Source organism: Modestobacter sp. DSM 44400, assembly GCF_900107175.1.
In the GTDB taxonomy this organism is placed as follows: Bacteria; Actinomycetota; Actinomycetes; order Mycobacteriales; family Geodermatophilaceae; genus Modestobacter.
The window spans coordinates 51121-66588 of record NZ_FNOZ01000005.1; the positions used below are offsets into that span (position 1 = coordinate 51121).

At 74.8% G+C, this 15468-nt stretch carries 15 protein-coding genes and 2 pseudogenes; 9 read left to right on the forward strand and 8 right to left on the reverse strand.

Annotated elements, in window-relative coordinates; translation table 11 throughout:
• Positions 1-14 precede the first annotated feature (14 nt).
• A pseudogene (locus tag BLW04_RS29470) lies at positions 15-365 on the forward strand (MFS transporter); the annotation flags it as partial.
• 46 nt (positions 366-411) lie between these two features.
• Positions 412-930, forward strand: a pseudogene (locus tag BLW04_RS28075) (MFS transporter); the annotation flags it as partial.
• 156 nt (positions 931-1086) lie between these two features.
• Here BLW04_RS28075 and BLW04_RS05320 read toward each other — a convergent pair.
• The 3 genes from BLW04_RS05320 to BLW04_RS05330 form a co-directional block, all read right to left on the reverse strand.
• Positions 1087-2310: a CaiB/BaiF CoA transferase family protein gene (locus tag BLW04_RS05320; RefSeq protein WP_091537745.1), complete on the reverse strand. Its 1224-nt coding sequence runs from the start codon at positions 2308-2310 to the stop codon at positions 1087-1089.
• Between the two features lie 73 nt (positions 2311-2383).
• Positions 2384-3448, reverse strand: a complete 1065-nt coding sequence (locus tag BLW04_RS05325) for an acyl-CoA dehydrogenase family protein (protein WP_091537746.1) — start codon at positions 3446-3448, stop codon at positions 2384-2386.
• Positions 3448-4611, reverse strand: a complete 1164-nt coding sequence (locus BLW04_RS05330; RefSeq protein ID WP_091537747.1) for an acyl-CoA dehydrogenase family protein — start codon at positions 4609-4611, stop codon at positions 3448-3450. Before BLW04_RS05330 ends, BLW04_RS05325 begins: the two co-directional genes overlap by 1 nt.
• Positions 4612-4781: 170 nt before the next feature.
• Here BLW04_RS05330 and BLW04_RS05335 point away from each other — a divergent pair, with 170 nt between their 5' ends.
• The 3 genes from BLW04_RS05335 to BLW04_RS05345 all read left to right on the forward strand — a co-directional run bounded on the left by BLW04_RS05335 (position 4782) and on the right by BLW04_RS05345 (position 6588).
• A complete protein-coding gene (locus BLW04_RS05335; RefSeq protein WP_091537748.1) occupies positions 4782-5198 on the forward strand; it encodes a hypothetical protein in 417 nt (138 codons plus the stop codon).
• A gap of 13 nt (positions 5199-5211) precedes the next feature.
• On the forward strand, positions 5212-5637 hold the full coding sequence (locus BLW04_RS05340; RefSeq protein WP_091537819.1) for a DUF1810 domain-containing protein: 426 nt from the start codon (positions 5212-5214) through the stop codon (positions 5635-5637).
• 327 nt (positions 5638-5964) lie between these two features.
• Positions 5965-6588, forward strand: a complete 624-nt coding sequence (locus tag BLW04_RS05345; RefSeq protein WP_175483907.1) for an antibiotic biosynthesis monooxygenase — start codon at positions 5965-5967, stop codon at positions 6586-6588.
• A 36-nt stretch (positions 6589-6624) separates the two neighbouring features.
• On the opposite strand, the gene BLW04_RS05350 is transcribed toward BLW04_RS05345, so the two are convergent.
• Positions 6625-7356 carry an alanyl-tRNA editing protein gene (locus BLW04_RS05350; protein ID WP_254781079.1) on the reverse strand — a complete coding sequence of 244 codons (732 nt, stop codon included), beginning with the start codon at positions 7354-7356 and terminating at the stop codon, positions 6625-6627.
• 108 nt (positions 7357-7464) lie between these two features.
• On the opposite strand from BLW04_RS05350, the gene BLW04_RS05355 reads away from it, so the two are divergent.
• Complete coding sequence (locus BLW04_RS05355) at positions 7465-9873, forward strand: HelD family protein (RefSeq protein WP_254781080.1); 2409 nt, start codon at positions 7465-7467, stop codon at positions 9871-9873.
• A 10-nt stretch (positions 9874-9883) separates the two neighbouring features.
• On the opposite strand, the gene BLW04_RS05360 is transcribed toward BLW04_RS05355, so the two are convergent.
• The 3 genes from BLW04_RS05360 to BLW04_RS05370 are packed head-to-tail and all read right to left on the reverse strand — an operon-like array spanning position 9884 to position 13548.
• Complete coding sequence (locus BLW04_RS05360; protein WP_091537750.1) at positions 9884-12139, reverse strand: SpoIIE family protein phosphatase; 2256 nt, start codon at positions 12137-12139, stop codon at positions 9884-9886.
• Positions 12140-12147: 8 nt separating this feature from the next.
• Positions 12148-12912 (reverse strand): alpha/beta fold hydrolase, encoded by a 765-nt coding sequence (locus BLW04_RS05365; RefSeq protein ID WP_254781081.1) that lies wholly within the window; start codon positions 12910-12912, stop codon positions 12148-12150.
• A 39-nt stretch (positions 12913-12951) separates the two neighbouring features.
• Positions 12952-13548, reverse strand: coding sequence for a cytochrome P450 (locus BLW04_RS05370; RefSeq protein ID WP_254781082.1), 597 nt, complete (start codon positions 13546-13548; stop codon positions 12952-12954).
• Between BLW04_RS05370 and BLW04_RS28080 the strand changes: the two genes are divergently transcribed.
• Positions 13535-13801, forward strand: a complete 267-nt coding sequence (locus tag BLW04_RS28080; protein WP_254781083.1) for a hypothetical protein — start codon at positions 13535-13537, stop codon at positions 13799-13801. The two genes, BLW04_RS05370 and BLW04_RS28080, sit on opposite strands and share 14 nt — an antisense overlap.
• Positions 13802-13888: 87 nt before the next feature.
• Here the strand turns inward: BLW04_RS28080 and BLW04_RS05375 are convergent, their stop codons facing one another.
• Complete coding sequence (locus BLW04_RS05375) at positions 13889-14524, reverse strand: hypothetical protein (RefSeq protein ID WP_091537752.1); 636 nt, start codon at positions 14522-14524, stop codon at positions 13889-13891.
• Between the two features lie 91 nt (positions 14525-14615).
• Between BLW04_RS05375 and BLW04_RS29475 the strand changes: the two genes are divergently transcribed.
• Positions 14616-14999, forward strand: a complete 384-nt coding sequence (locus BLW04_RS29475; protein WP_091537753.1) for a DUF1206 domain-containing protein — start codon at positions 14616-14618, stop codon at positions 14997-14999.
• Positions 14894-15457: a DUF1206 domain-containing protein gene (locus BLW04_RS05385; RefSeq protein ID WP_091537754.1), complete on the forward strand. Its 564-nt coding sequence runs from the start codon at positions 14894-14896 to the stop codon at positions 15455-15457. Before BLW04_RS29475 ends, BLW04_RS05385 begins: the two co-directional genes overlap by 106 nt.
• Positions 15458-15468: the final 11 nt, after the last annotated feature.

Consider the following 15468-nt stretch of genomic DNA (forward strand, 5'->3'; position numbering starts at 1 on the left):
TCCCGGGCCGGCGCATGGCGTGGGCGCTGTCGGTCACCGAGACATTCGCCTACGGCGTGCTGTTCTACAGCTTCGCGGTCTTCCTCGTGCCCATGCGCGAAGCGCTGGACGCCAGCACCGCGCAGCTCTCCGCTGCCCTCAGCCTGGCCATGGGCGTCACCGGCGTGGCGGCGGTCGGCGTAGGGCGTTGGCTCGACCGGCACGGCCCGCGTTGGCTCATGACCGGCGGCAGCCTGCTCGGCGGCGCGTCCGTGGTCGCCTGGTCGCAGGCCCGCGACCTGACCCACCTGTACCTGGCCTTCGTCGGTGTGGGGCTGGCCGGCGCCGCGGTGCTGTACGAGCCGGCGTTCGCACTCATCAACACGTGGTTCCGACGGGGACCGCCCGGCTGCGCTGCTCACCCTGACGGTGGTGGCCGGCTTCGCCTCCACCATCTTCCTGCCGACCTCCCAGGCGCTCATCGACACGCTCGGCTGGCGGTCGGCGCTCCTGGCCGCTGTCCTGGCCGCCTGCACCGTGCCGCAGGCCGTGCTCCTCCGCCGGGCGCCCGCCGACCTCGGTGTGCACCCCGACGGCCGGAGCGAGGCGCCGGCCACCGGACCGACCTCCTCGCAGCGCGAAGACCTGGGCGGTCTGTTCGGACCCGGCGGTGCGTGGCGGCGTCCGGCGGTGCGCTGGCTGACGCTGGCCTCGGCCTTCGAGATGCTGGCGATCACCGCGGTCGCGGTGCACCTGGTCGCCCACCTCCGCCAGAACGGTGCGGCGCCGGGCGCCGCGGCGGCCGCGGCCGGGGCGCTCGGCGTGCTGTCGGTGGCCGGGCGGGTCGTGCTGACCTCGCTGGGCCGGCGGGTGGGGATCGGGCACGTGACCGCCCTGCTGGTCGCCGGCCAGTCCCTCGGCGTCGCCCTGCTGTTCCTGCTGCCGCAACCGGCAGGCACGGTGCTCTTCGTGCTGCTGTTCGGTGCCGGCTTCGGGGCCATGCACATCGCGCCGGGTACGGCGTCGCCTTCGCCGGCGTGGCCGGCTGCACCCTGGCCGCCGCGGCTCTCCTGGTGGCCGCCGAGCGGTCCGACCGGGGCGGGCCACTCAGGCCGGCGGGCCCGCCTGCGCCTGCACCGGCGGGTGATGGACGGCGCCGGTCGCTGCGCGCACCTCGTCCTCGTTGAGCCCCAGGGACCCCAGAGTCGCCGCCGTGTGGGCGCCGAGGGCCGGTGCGGCCGGCAGCGTCGGCGCCCCGCTGCGGGAGAAGGTCCACGGCAGCCGGGCCTGGACGAGCGGCCCCTCCGTGGGGTGCTCGACGTCCTCGAACAGCTCGACGGCGGCGAGGTGCTCGTCGTCGAAGAGCTCCTCGACGGTGTGCACCGGCATGACCGGGATAGCGTGCCGCGGCAGCAGCTCCAGCCACTCCGCGGTGGTGCGCAGGGCGAGCTGTTCCTCGACCATCCGGTACAGCTCGTCGATGCGTTCGGTCCGGCCCCGAATGGTGCGCAGCTGCGGGTCGCCGGCGAGGTCCGGCCGGTCGATGAGCGAGAAGAAGGAAAGCCACTGCCCGTCGGTGTAGGGCAACACGGCGACCGTTCCGTCGGACGTGCGATAGGGCTTGCGGTACGGCGAGTCGGTCCGCGCGTAGCCGGTGCCCCCACGTCGACCGGCGTAGACCCGGCCGCCCTGCTGCTCGAGCAGGAGGAAGGTCGCCATGGACTCGAACATGGGGACTTCGACGGCCTGGCCCAGACCCGACGTCGACCGTTCCTGCAGCGCGGCCAGGATCGCGGCCAGCGCCATGACCCCGACGGTCTTGTCGACGACCTGCGTCCGCACGTACTGGGGTTCCCCGGCCCCGCCCTGGACGGCGGCCAGGCCGGAGACCACCTGGACCACGTCGTCGTAGGCCGGCTGGTCGCGGTACGGGCCCCGCGACCCGTAGCCCACCGCGTGGCAGTAGACGACGCGGGGGTTGCGGGCCAGGACGGTGTCGGCGTCGATGCGCAGGCGGGTCATCGCGCCGGGGCGCATGTTGTGCAGGAAGACGTCGGCGCCGTCGATCAGCCGGTCCAGCGCCTCCCGGCCCGCCGGCGCGGTGAGGTCGAGGACGACGGACTCCTTGCCCCGATTGAAGTTCAGGAACGCCGGCCCCAGGCCCACCTCCCGCTCGTCGGCGACGTACCGGATGATGTCGCCCTCGCGGGGCTCCACCTTGACGACGCGCGCGCCCAGCTGGGCTAGCAGCAGCGAGCAGTACGGACCCAGGAAGGTCGACGTGAGGTCGACGACGGTGAGGCCGTGCAGGGGACCACGCGGGGACGTCACGGGGAGCCTCTCGGTCAGGCGGCCCGTCGCGGCAGGGCCAGCTCCCTGCCACGCCCGAGCCGCGTCGGGGCGGTCACACGACGTGCGTCAGCGCAGGCCAGAGCCCGTCGGGGTCGGCGATCAGGCCGGCGCCGAGCACGCGCGACCACGCCACCTCGGTGCCGGCCTCGTCCCGCCAGGACCAGCAGCGCCGGGTGAGGTGGTGCAGCTTGTGCTCCTGGGTGAAGCCGATCGCGCCGTGCACCTGGTGGGCGAGCTTCGCCACCACCTCGACCGCCGCACCGGCCCGTACCTTGGCCGCCGCGGCGGCGAGGGTGACCGACTCGCCCCGGTCGAGCGCCTGGACGGCGGCGTCGACGAGCGCCGCCACCGCGGTCACCTCACCGGCCATCTGCGCCAGCTCCATCTGGATGGCCTGGAACTTGCCCAGCGGCCGGCCGAACTGGTGCCGCTCGCCGGCGTACTGGACCGTCCAGGTCAGCACCTGCTCCAGTGCGGCCGACAGCTGCACGGCCCGGGCCAGGGCGTACCGGGCGCGGAGCTCGGCGACCCGGGCGTCGGTCAGCAGCGCACCGCTGGCGGCCACCCCGTCGAAGACCAGGGAGCCGCGCGGCTCGCCGGCCAGGTTGGCCGTGTGCGTCGCGGCGAGGCCGGCGACGTCGACCAGCGCCAGCACCGGCCCGGCCCCGCCGTGCGCCAGGACGGCGACGTGCCGGGCGACTCCGGCCCACGCCACGTCGGTCGCCGTCCCGGTCAGCGTGAAGCGGCCCGGGCCGTCACCGTCGTCGGAGGCCGCGGCGGTCACCACGCCGTCCACCGCGATGGTCAGCGGCTGCTCGGGCGAGGGTAGGTCGAGATCGGCGGCCAGCAGCGCCGGGCCGGCCACCAGTAGCTGCTCGGCGACCGGCACCGCCGCCGCCCCCGCGGCCAGAGTGGCCACGATGGCCACCGCGTCGGCCAGCTCACCGCCGGAGCCGCCGGCCTCCTCGGGCAGGCCGACGCCGGTCAGCCCGGCCTCGGCCAGCACCGACCAGAGACCCTCGTCCCACGGCCGCTCGCGGCTGAGCACGAACGGCTCGTGCTTGGTGAGGATGTCCCGGACGGTCTCGACGACCAGATCGGTGCCGGAGGTGGACATCAGCGCAGCCCCAATCCGCGAGCGACGATCCCTCTGAGGATCTCGTTGGTCCCGCCCCGCAGTGTGTAGCCAGGCGCGTGCAGCTGTGCCTCGGCCAGTGCCCGGCCCAGCGGGTCGGGGGCGTCCAGCGACGCATGGACGTCGACCGCCCGGCGCACCTCGTCGATCACGTCGGCCTCGAAGGTCGTCCCGACGTCCTTCACCAGCGCCGCCGGGATGTCGGGGAGCTCGCCGCGGTCGAGTGCCGCGGCGATCCGCAGCGACATCTGCCGCAGCGCGAGCAGCCGCGCCGACAGCCGGCCCAGCGCTGCGAGCCCGGCTGGCTCCTGCGTCTCGGCCACCCGGCGGGCGAACTCGGCGACAAGGGGATATGTCGACAGGAATCGCTCCGGCCCGGACCGCTCGAAGGCCAGCTCGGCGGTGACCTGGTGCCAGCCGGCGCCCTCCTCGCCCAGCAGCATGTCGGCGGGGATGACGACGTCGTCGAACACCACCTCATTGAAGTGGTGCCCGCCGTCCAGGATGCGGATCGGGTTGACGGTGATGCCCGGCAGCGACAGGTCGACCAGCAGCTGGGAGAGCCCGGCGTGCCGGTTGGCCGGGTCGGCCGCCGACGTGCGCACCAGGGTGATCGCGTAGTGCGACAGGTGGGCGTTCGACGTCCAGACCTTTGCGCCGTTGACCACCCAGTCGCCGTCGCCGTCGCGGGTGGCCCGGGTGCGGATGGACGCCAGGTCCGAGCCGCTGTCCGGCTCGCTCATCCCGATGACGAAGTAGCACTCCCCCGCGGCGATCCTCGGCAGGATCTCCCGGCGCTGGGCCTCGGTGCCGTAGCGCAACAGGTTGGGGCCGGACTGCCGGTCGGCGATCCAGTGGGCGGCGACCGGAGCCCCGGCGGCCAGCAGCTCCTCGGTGACCGCGTACCGCTCCATCGCGCTGCGCTCGTGGCCGCCGTACTCCTTGGGCCAGGTCATGCCCAGCCAGCCGCGTTCGCCGAGCTTGCGGGAGAACGCCGGGTCGACTCCGGACAGCCAGGTGTCGACGTGGGTCGAGAAGGCGCCGGCGGCGAGCTCGGCGGCAAGGAACTCGCGCACCTCGGCCCGGACCACCTCTGCGGCCTCCGAGCGCGGCGCGGGCGCCAGCGTCAGTGAGTTGGTGCTCATCGTGCGGCGTGCTCCCCACGTCGGTGTGGCCGTCGTCCTGGGTCGGTTCTACAGGGCACCTCCGACGGGCGCGCAGTGGAGGCGCCGGGACTGGTTCCGCCGGACCCGCGGACCCCCTACCCTCGGGGCCCGCGGGGTTTCCGTTCGAGTCGACGGCCAGGGAGGCCGACATGCGACGACAGACGCTGCTCCTCCGGTTCGAGCCCCGGGCCACCCCGCCCACCGACGACCCACCGACCTTCGACGTCACGTCCGGACCGGGCACGGTGACGCTGCTGGAGGGCGATGAAGACGGGGTGCCGACCTCCGCCCGGTATGCCTCCCACGTGACGATGACCGGCGAGGACACCTTCGAGGAGACCGGCGAGATCACCTTCGACGGCGGCTCCTTCACGCTCTCCACACCCATCCCCGGGGTCATGCAGGAGTTCCCCGAGAGCGGCATGGTCCTGGGCGCGGTCACCTGGCGCGTCCAGGGCAGCGGCCGCTTCAGCGGTGCGAGCGGTCTGGTGTCGTCGAACTTCGCGTTCCAGACGGACGGCAGTGGCGCCATCGAGGAACAGGTGGCGCGGATCGTGCTGCCCTGAGAGCGTGCGCGGGGTGAGCGACCCCTTCGACCTCCAGCGGTTCGTCGACGCCCAGGACGCCGGGGGCACCTACGACCAGGCGCTGCGGGAGCTGCGGGCCGGCGCGAAGCGCAGTCACTGGATGTGGTTCGTCTTCCCCCAGGTTGCCGGGCTCGGGCGCAGCGCCACCGCCCAGCACTTCGCCCTTACCGGGCTCGCCGAGGCACGCGCCTACCTGGCCCACCCGGTGCTCGGCCCCCGGCTGCTCGAGTGCACCCGCGTGCTGACCGGGTCGACCTGCACCAGCGCGGTCGCCGTCCTCGGCCCGGTCGACGCGCAGAAGCTGCGCTCGTCCATGACGCTGCTCGCTCGCGCGGCTCCCGACAAGCCGGTCTTCCGCGCGGTGCTCGACCAGTGGTTCGACGGCGCCGAGGACGACGGGACGACGTCCCGACTCTGAGCCCTTTCCTCCAGCCGGCGTCACCGCGGTGCTGGTCGGGCTCGCCCTGACGGCTGAGGGCTGCGGAGGGAGTTGTGCTCTGAGTTCCCGGGCGACTCAGAGCACGACTGTCCCGGGAGGACGTGCCAGCCCCCGGGACAGCAGCAAGGGTTGCGCTCGGTGCCCGTCCCCACGCCCGGCGTCCGCACGCGCCGCTCCCCGGCAGACCGGCCGACCGGGTTCCCGGAAGGCCGCCGCGGGGCCGTTCCGCTGGCCCGGGTGAGCGAGGACGCTGGCCCCTGCGGCGGGACCGCCGGGGCCTCGCCCGCACGGAGAGGAGTGGTGGGCATGTACGCCAGATCCACCACCGTTCACGGCAGCCCCCAGAAGATCGACGAGGGGATCGGCTACGTCCGGGACCAGGTGATGCCCATGGTCGAGCAGATGGACGGCTGCATCGGGCTGTCCATGCTCGCCGACCGGAGCTCCGGCCGGTGCATCATCACGACGGCGTGGGAGTCCGAGGACGCCCTGCGCGCGAGCGCCGAGGCGGTCAAGGACAGCCGGGCCCGGGCCGGGGAGGTGCTCGGGAGCGACCAGCCGGAGGTCGCCGAGTGGGAGCTCGGCCTCATGCACCGCGTCCACCCCGCGGACGCCGGAGCCTGCACCCGGGTCATCTGGGCCCACCGCGGGGCGGGCGCGATGGACGACGCCCACGACGTGATGCGGATGAGGATCCTGCCGCAGGTGGAGGAGCTGCCCGGCTTCTGCAGCCTGAGCTTCATGGTGGACCCGACGTCCGGCCGGACCGCGACGGCGGTCACCTACGAGAGCCGCGCCGCGATGGACCGGGCCGCCGAACGCGGTTCGGCGCTGCGGACGGAGTTCTCGCAGGCGGCCGGCATGGAGATCACCGAGGTAGCCGCTTTCGACCTGGTGATCGCCCACCTGCAGGTCCCCGAGCTGGTCTGACGGGCTGGTCTGACGGGGCCAGGGCGGCTGCGGGGCTCACACCACGCGCACCCGCAGCCGCCGAAAGCCGCGGCCCTTGTTCTCCATCTTGACCACCTCGACCCGGCCGACCAGCGCCGTGGAGGCCACGTGCGTGCCGCCGTCGGCCTGGGTGTCCAGCCCGACGATGTCCACGATCCGTACCTCCGCGAGGTCCGGCGGCAGCAGGTCGGTCGCCGTCCGGATGATGTCGGGGATCGCGTACGCCTCCTCCCGCGGCAGCACCCGCACCTCGATCCGCCGGTCGGCCACCAGTTCGGCGTTGACCGCCGCGGCCACCCGGTCCTTGAAGTCGGTGGGCACCTCGGCCAGGTCGAAGTCCATCCGTGCGGTCAGCGGCTCCATGCTGCCGCCGGTCACCCGCGCGCCGAAGTCCCGAAACACCACCCCGGTCAGCACGTGCAGCCCCGAGTGCGTCCGCATCAGGGCCGTGCGCCGCTCGTCGTCCAGGGCACCGCGCACGGCCGTCCCCACCGGCGGCAGCGGATCGCCCTCGACCGGTAGCAGGTACAGCTCGTCGCCCCGGCGGGTACCGGCGATGCGGGTGCGCACCCCGCCCCAGAGCAGCACCCCCTCGTCCGGCGGCTGTCCGCCACCGCCGGGGTAGAAAGCCGACCGGTCCAGCACGATGCCCTGCTCGGCGTCGGCGGACAGCACGGTGGCGTCCCACTCCCGAACCGTCGCGTCGAACAGGTCGAGCCGGTGCGTGTGCCCGTGCGCGGATGTCACCAGGCCATCCTGCCCCGCCGGGCACCTCCCGTCAGAGGGCGGGGAGCCCGACGGCGGCCGCCGGAGCAGGGGGACGACACTGGAGCTCCGCCTCCGTGGCACGCTGCCGTGCCCGCTGCCCTCGAGCAGTCCCGCGAGGAGGGCACCAGTGGACACCCACCCAGGGAGCAGCAGCAGTTGTCGAGTTCTGTGCCCGCCGCCGAGCCCGCCCCCGACCCGCGCCTGGCCGACGAGCAGGTGCACGTCACCGGCCTCTACCGGCGGCTGGACGACGCCCGGGCCCTTTCGGTCACCCGCCTGAAGCAGGCCATCTCGGGCCCGTCTGCGGGCAACCCGCAGTCCCTCGGCGAGCGGGAGGCGATCGTCCGCTTCCACACCGAGCGGATCACCGCGCTGGACGCCGCCGACCCGGGCCTGGTCATCGGTCGGCTGGACCGCACCGAGCGACCCGAGCCGCTCTATGTCGGGCGCACCGGCCTGCCCGCCGACGACCCGGCGGGTGACCCGGCGCTGATCGACTGGCGGGCCCCGGCGTCCCGGCCGTTCTACACGGCCACCGCGTTCCGCCCGGACGGCGTGCTGCGCCGCCGGCACATCCGCACCCTCGGCCGGCGGGTGACCGGCGTCGACGACGAGGTCCTCGACCTGGCCGACGCCGACGAGACCAGTACCTCCAGCCTGACCGGCGAGGCGGCGCTGCTCCGGGCGCTGACCGCCGACCGCACCGGCCGGATGACCGACATCGTGCGGACCATCCAGGCCGAGCAGGACGAGGTCATCCGCAGCGACGCCCAGGGCGTGCTGGTGGTGCAGGGCGGCCCGGGCACCGGCAAGACCGCCGTCGCGCTGCACCGCGCGGCGTTCCTGCTCTACACCCACCGCGAACGGCTGGCCCGCAGCGGGCTCCTCGTCGTCGGCCCCACCCCGACGTTCCTGCGCTACATCGCCGATGTGCTGCCCGCGCTCGGGGAGACCGGCGTTCTGCTCGCCGGCCTCGGCCAGCTGCGGCCGGGACTGGACGCTCGCGCCGACGAGGCACCCGAGGTCGCCGAGGTCAAGGGCCGGCTGACGATGGCCGGCGTGCTCGCCGCCGCGGTCAGGGCCCGGCAGACCGTTCCGCGCGGTGTCCGCGAGGTCGTGGTCGACCGGGAGGTGATCACGCTGCGTCCCACCGACCTGACCCGCGTCCGGACGGCGGGGCGGCGGGCCTCCCGGCAGCACAACCTCGGCCGGCCGGCCTTCGCTCGCGCCCTGGTGGAGCTGATCGCGGACCGGTACGCCGACCACCTCAGCTCCGCGGTGCGGGACACCGGCGAGCTCCTCGACGCCGAGGACCGGCGGTCGCTCCGCGCCGAGGTCGCGGCCGAACCCGCAGTCCGGGAGCTGGTCGACGAGCTGTGGCCCGAGCTCACCCCGGAGCAGTTGCTCACCGAGCTGTACGCCTCCCCCGCCCGCATCCGCGCCGCCACCCGCGGCTTGGACGACGCCGACCGCGCGCTGCTGGAGCGACCGGCGCCACTCCTGGGGAACTCCGTGGAGTGGACGCCGGCCGACGTTCCGCTGCTGGAGGAGGCCGACGAGCTGCTCGGCACCGACGACTCCGCCGAGCGGGCCCGCGAGCAGCGTCGGCTGCGCCGCGAGCGCGCCTACGCCCAGGAGACCCTGGACCTGCTGCACGGCTCGCGGTCCACCGACCTCGACGACGACTCCGACGGCGAGGAGCTCACCGCCGGTGACCTGCTCGACGCCTCCTCGCTGGCCGAGCGGGAGGCCGTCGCCGACTACCGGACGGCAGCCGAGCGGGCCGCGGCCGACCGCACCTGGACCTTCGGGCACGTGGTTGTCGACGAGGCCCAGGAGCTGTCGGCGATGGCCTGGCGACTGCTGGCCCGCAAGTGCCCGACCCGGTCCATGACCGTCGTCGGCGACCTGGCCCAGACCGGCAGCCTGGCCGGCGCCACCAGCTGGGGCGACGTGCTCCGGCCGCACGTCGGGGAGCGGTGGCGGCTGGCCGAGTTGACGGTCAACTACCGCACGCCGGCCGAGATCATGGAGGTCGCCGCGGACGTGCTGGCCGCCTCGGACGCGACCACCTCGGCGCCGCGGTCGGTCCGCAGCACCGGGGTGCCCCCCACCGCTGAGCGGGTGGCCGAGGCCGAGCTGCTGACCCGGACGGCGCAGGTCACCGCGGAGCTGGCCGCCCAGGGCGGCACCGTCGTCGTCCTCACCCCGCGCAGCCGGCTGGCCGACTCCGTCGCCTGCCTGGCCGAGACGCTGCCGTCGGTGTCGTCCGGCCCGGCCGCGGACTCCTCGGCGGGCCCGGTCGTGCTGCTCCCGCAGGAGGCCAAGGGGCTGGAGTTCGACTCGGTGCTGCTGGTCGACCCGCAGGCGGTGCTGGACGAGGGCGTCCGCGGGCACAGCGACCTCTACGTGGCGCTCACCCGGGCGACCCAGCGGCTGGCCGTGCTGCACCCCGGCGAGTTGCCGGTCGAGCTGCAGCGTCTGACCGAGGTCTGAGCCGAGCAGCTCAACGGGCGCGGGTGAGCGCGAGCAGCGCGATGTCGTCGGCGCGGTGGCTGCCGGCCAGGTCCGACAGCAGCCGGTCGCACAGCTCGTCCGGGTCGCTGGTCGCCGTCCGGACCGCCGAGGCGCGCAGCCGGGCGAGCCCGGCGTCGATGTCGTCGGCCCGGCTCTCCACCAGCCCGTCGGTGAAGAGCACCAGCGTGGCGCCGGGCGGGAGCACGCCGGTCCACTCCTGCGCGGGGGCCGGCGGGGCGCCGAGCATCGGGCTGGGCCGGACAGGCAGGTACTCCGCCCGCCCGCCGGTGAGCAGCAGCGGTGGCGGGTGCCCGGCCGAGGCGATCCGGAGCCGGCCGGAGGTCAGGTCCAGCGTGGCGAACAGCGCGGTCGCCAACCGCTGCAGCCCCAGCAGCGGCCAGCTGGCCTGCAGCCGGTCGATGACCGCGCTCGGCGCCGGGCTCTCGACCAGCAGCGACCGGTAGACGCTGCGCAGTTGGCCCATCGTCGCCGCGGCGGTGATGTCGTGGCCCACCACGTCGCCGACGGCGATCGCCACCTGCCCGCCGGGCAGCGGCGCGACGTCGTAGAAGTCGCCGCCCACCTCGACCCCGCGGGTCGCCGCCAGGTACCGGACTGCGACGGCGATGCCGGGCACCTCCGGCGGAGGCGGCGGCAGCAGGTTGGCCTGCAGGGTGTGCGAGGTGCGTGACTCGAACTCGTAGCGCTGCGCCTTGGCCATCACCAGCGACAGCTGGGCGGCCAGCTGCTCGGCGACGTCGACGTCCGCCGCGGTGAAGCCGCCGCGGCGGCGGTCCGCGCTGAGGGTGACCACGCCCAGCGCCTGCCCCTCGGCGACCAGCGGGACCGCGACGATGCTGGCCAGCTCCAGGCCCTGGACGGCGGCCAGCTCACGCGGGTCGCGGACGGCGGACTCGAGCCAGTCGGGGGCGATCACCGGGAACCACTGGGTGCGCCGCAGGTTCAGCGCCTGCCGCGCCGGGTACGGCAGATCGCGGGCCGGCGGAGCCCACTCCCGCAGCTCGTCGACCAGGTGCTGGCGCGCCGGGTCGGCGTGCCGGGCGCCCACCCGGCGGACTCCGTGCTCGGTCACCAGGTCGATCATGCAGACGTCGGCCAGCCCAGACACGGCCAGGCCGGCCAGCCGCTCGACCATCTCCTCCACCCCGGCGGCGCCGGCCAGCAACCGGGCCGCGTCGAGCAGGAAGGCCGAGCGCTCGCCCTGTCGGGCGGTCTCCTCGTGCAGCTGGGCCCGTTCCAGCGCCTGTCCGGCCTGCCGCCCCAGGGTCCACAGCAGGTCGACGTCCCGGGCGGACAGCTCACCGGGCACGGGCTGGTCGAGGTCGATCAGGTCGCCGGCGCGGGCCTCGCCGAGGGCCAGCACGAGCACGCCCAGCGCCCGGCTGGCCGCCGACACCGGGACGACGACCAGCGAATGCAGCCCGGCGTCGGCCATCGCGGCGGCCAGCCGCGGCCGCTGTGCGGTCAGCCGGTCGCCGAGGACCAGCGTGCGCAGCCCCTCGGCGAGCTCCAGCGCGACCCGGCCCTCCGCGGCCGTCGCCAGTTCCGCCAGCAACCCGTCGGGCAGGCCGTCGCTGCGCGCGACCACCAGGCTGGGGCGGTCGGCTTCCCCCGCGGCGCGGTCGGTCACCAGCCACAGCGCGGCGCCGCGGGCCCGCAGCGCACCCCGGGCCTGCTCGACCACGACCGTGGCGACGTCGGAGACGGTGGTTGCCCGGGCGAGCTCGGACACCACCTGCTGCAGCGTGCGCGACCGGGCCTCGGACTCCTCGGCGGCCCGGTGGGCGGCCAGGATGTCCCGCTCGTAACGCCGCCGCGCGGTGGCCTCGAACAGCGTCGCCCGCACCATCAGCGGCGCCCCGGTGTCGTCGCGCAACTCGACGGCGTTCACCAGGCAGGGCAGCAGCGACCCGTCGACCCGGACGACGTCCAGCGCCACCTCGCGGACCGCGCCCTGCATGCGCAGCAGCGGCGCCAGGTGGGTGTCGTGGAAGACCTGCCCGCCGACGCTGAGCACGTCGCGCAGCCGGGTGTGCAGGAGCTGCTCGGGCGTGCGCCCGGTCCACGCGCAGAACGTCCGGTTGACCTTGACGATCCTGCCGTCGGGCAGCGTGGACAGGTAGCCGCAGGGCGCGTTCTCGTACAGGTCTGCCGGGTCGTCCTCGAGCAGCTGGTCCAGCTGCGCCCGGACGTCGCTCCCGGACCGCCGTTCCGCGTCGGGCATCTCGGCGCCTACTGCAGGAACGCCCGGATGGCGGCGGCGGTCTCCTCGGGCGCACTCAGGTTGGGGCAGTGCCCGGTGGCGGCGAGCTGGGTGAAGGCGCTCCCCAGCACGTGCTCGTGCACGTAGCGGCCGGCCGACTCCGGGGCGATGACGTCCTGGCTACACTGCAGCACCAGCGTCGGCACCTGCACGCGGGGCAGGTCGGCCCGGTTGTCGGAGAGGAAGGAGACCCGGGCGAACTGACGGGCGACGTCGGGACTGGTGCGGCAGAAGCTGTTCGTGAGCTCGGCAGCGAGCTCGGGGCGGTCGGGGTTGCCCATGATCGCCGGGGCCATGGCGGCCGACCAGCCCAGCTGGTTGGCGTCCAGGCTGTCCAGCAGTTCACGGATCTGCTCCCGGGAGAAGCCCCCGGCGTAGTCGCCGTCGTCGACGTAGCGGGCGCTCGGGCCGACCATCACCAGGACGCCGAAGCGCTCCGGCGCCTCCAGGTAGGCGAGCACGCCGATCATCGCGCTCACTGAATGGCCCACGAAGACGACATCGGTGAGTTCCAGTTCGCGCAGCATCTCCACGACGTCCGCGGCGTAGCCGCGCAGCGAGTTGTACTTGACCGGGTCGTACGCCGACAGGTCCGACTGCCCGAAGCCGACGTGGTCGAAGGTGACGACCCGGTGGTCGACCTCGAAGTCGGAGACGACGAAGCGCCACATGTTCTGGTCGCAGCCGTAACCGTGGGCGAAGACCATCGGTCGCCCGTCGGGGACACCGCTCACACGGACGTCGTTCCGTGTGCACACGACCATGCGGTGAACCTACGGGACGGCGCTGTCCGGTTTCCACTGTCCGGTGCGCCCAACCGAGGCTCGGCCGGGGCGAACTCCGGTCAGCAGAACCCGGCTGGCCGAGCGCGCCGGGATGCGCCGCAGGGAGATCGACAGGTGCTGATCGGGCGGCACGTACTCCAGCCAGGCCAGCCGGACGGCAAGGGCCGACAGCAGCGCCACGGTGATGTCCTCCCCCGGGCAGCGGTGCCCGGTGCGGAGGTCGCCGGCGCCCTGCGGCACCAGCTCCCAGGCGCAGATCGACCGGCCCAGGAAGCGCTCGGGGCGGAAGGCGTAGGGCTCCTCCCGCAGCTCCGGGTCGTGGTTCTGCCCGAACAGGTTCTGCAGCACCGTCGCCCCGGCGGGCACCGCCTCGCCGTCCCGGTCCACCTCGCGCGGCGTCCGGCCGCCGATGAAGGGCGCGAAGGGGTAGAAGCGGCGCACCTCGTGGGCGAAGGCGGTGGCGAACTCCTCGTCGCCAACGCGGAGCCGCTCGTGGGAGTCCGACCAGCGGTGCAGGGCGTGGGCGGCGAAGGCGACGAACCGGCAGGCGGCGACGGTCGGCCGGACAACGTTGAGCACCTCCACGGCCGGCCACCCGCGGCTCGAGCAGCTCGCCATCGGAGTCGCGGTGCCGGGAGACGACGTCGACCACGCTGCCGGCCGGCACGGGCACCGTGCCCACGCTCACGCCGCCGACCAGCCGGCCCAGCCACGTCTCCCACCGCTGACGCACCCGCCGGGCCCGCCAGGCGCGGTGTGCGAGAAGGGCACGGTGTGGACGTCCGTCGACGCCGCGGGCGCGGCGCACCTGCGGGCCCTGGTGGAGCAGCTGGGCTGACTGCGATCGAGGCTGGGCCGCGGTCAGCCCCGGCCCGGTGGGGTCAGTGGCGGTACGATCCGTAGCCGGTGCAGCGCCGGCCGGGCATCAGCGCAACGAGCCGCACCCGCCCGCGCCGCAGGCGCAGCCGCCACAGCCGGCCGCCGGCTCGGGAGCCGGCCGCCGGGCGAAGCGCCGCATGCCGACCGCGCCCAGCAGGTTCGCCCCCCCGAGCGCGGTCACCCCGACGGCGACCACGGCGGTGCCGACGGCGAGCAGCGCGCCCGTCCCGCCGAGCACACCGAGCAGCACCGCGCCGGCGACCAGGACGGCGGCGCCGGCCAGCACGGGCGCCGAGCGCCGGCCGCCGAGGACCAGCGCGGGCATGGCGAGCACGAGGACGGCGGTGAGCACCCAGGCGGCCGCAGTCCCCGACAGCAGAGCCACCGCGACGGCGACCAGGCCTAGCCAGGCGGCCAGCGCGCAAGAGGTGGCCGCGGCTCGGGACAGCCGACCGGCGCGGGCGGCGCGGAGCAGATCCGCGCCGCGCACCGCCGCCCCGACGCCGAGCCCGGCCAGCAGCACCCGGTCGCCGCCGTCGTCCCGGACCAGTGCGATGACGCCCAGCACCACCAGGACCAGCCCCAACAACGCCATCCGCCGCCACGTCGTCCGGGCGGTCCCGGGGGTGGCCGGCGTGGTGCCGGCGCTCAGCCGGGCGCTCGAGGTCGCAGCGTTCGTCACGGGGGCAGTGTCCCACCGGCCCGTGCCGGGCGCCGTGCCTCCTCCCGTGTGAAGCTGACCGCGGGCCGCGGTCGCGCCCGGGAGGAGCGCAGTGACACGGACCGGTGAGCCCGACGTCGCCCGGCAGGCGGCGCACAGCACGACACTGCGGCGGCTGGCCGCCGTCGGACTGGCCGGCTACGGGGTGGTCCACCTGCTGGTCGCCTGGCTGACCGTGCAGCTGGCCTGGAGCTCGGGCGGCGCCGGCCAGGAGCCCACCGCCGACCCCGCGGGTGCGCTCGCCGTCCTGGCCGCATCCCCGGGAGGCCGGGGGGTGCTGGGTCTCTGGCCGTCGGCCTCGCCGGCCTGGCGCTGTGGCAGGCCGTCGAGGTGCTCCGGTCCCGGCACTCGCTCACCGGTACGGGCCCGGACCGGCGACGGGCGTGGCTGCTGCTGGCGCGGACGCTGGGCACCGCCGTGGCCTACGGCTGGCTGACCGTCACCACCGCGCGCGCGGTGGTGACCGGTGGACAGGAACGCTCGGACGAGGAGCGGTCGGTCCGGGGCGTGCTCGCACTGCCCGGCGGCCAGCTGCTGGTCCTCGCGGTGGCGGTCGTGGTCGTGGGAATCGGTGGCTATCAACTGCAGAAGGGCTGGCGGACGGCGTTCCTCGACGAACTCGACCTCGCGGGCCTGTCGCCCCGGGCCCGCATGGTGACCCTCCAGCTGTGCCGCGCCGGCTTTCTCGGCAAGGGCGTGGCCTTCGTGCTGGTCGGTGGGGTCGTCGGCTGGGCGGCCGTCACCTTCGCCCCCCGCCGGGCCACCGGGCTGGACGGCGCCGTGCGGGCCATCGCCGACGCGCCGCTGGGCGCCTGCGCGCTGACTGGCGTCGCCGCGGGGATCGGCCTGTTCAGCGTCTACTGCTTCACCCGCGCACGTCACCCGGTCAGCTGAGCGACCTGGCT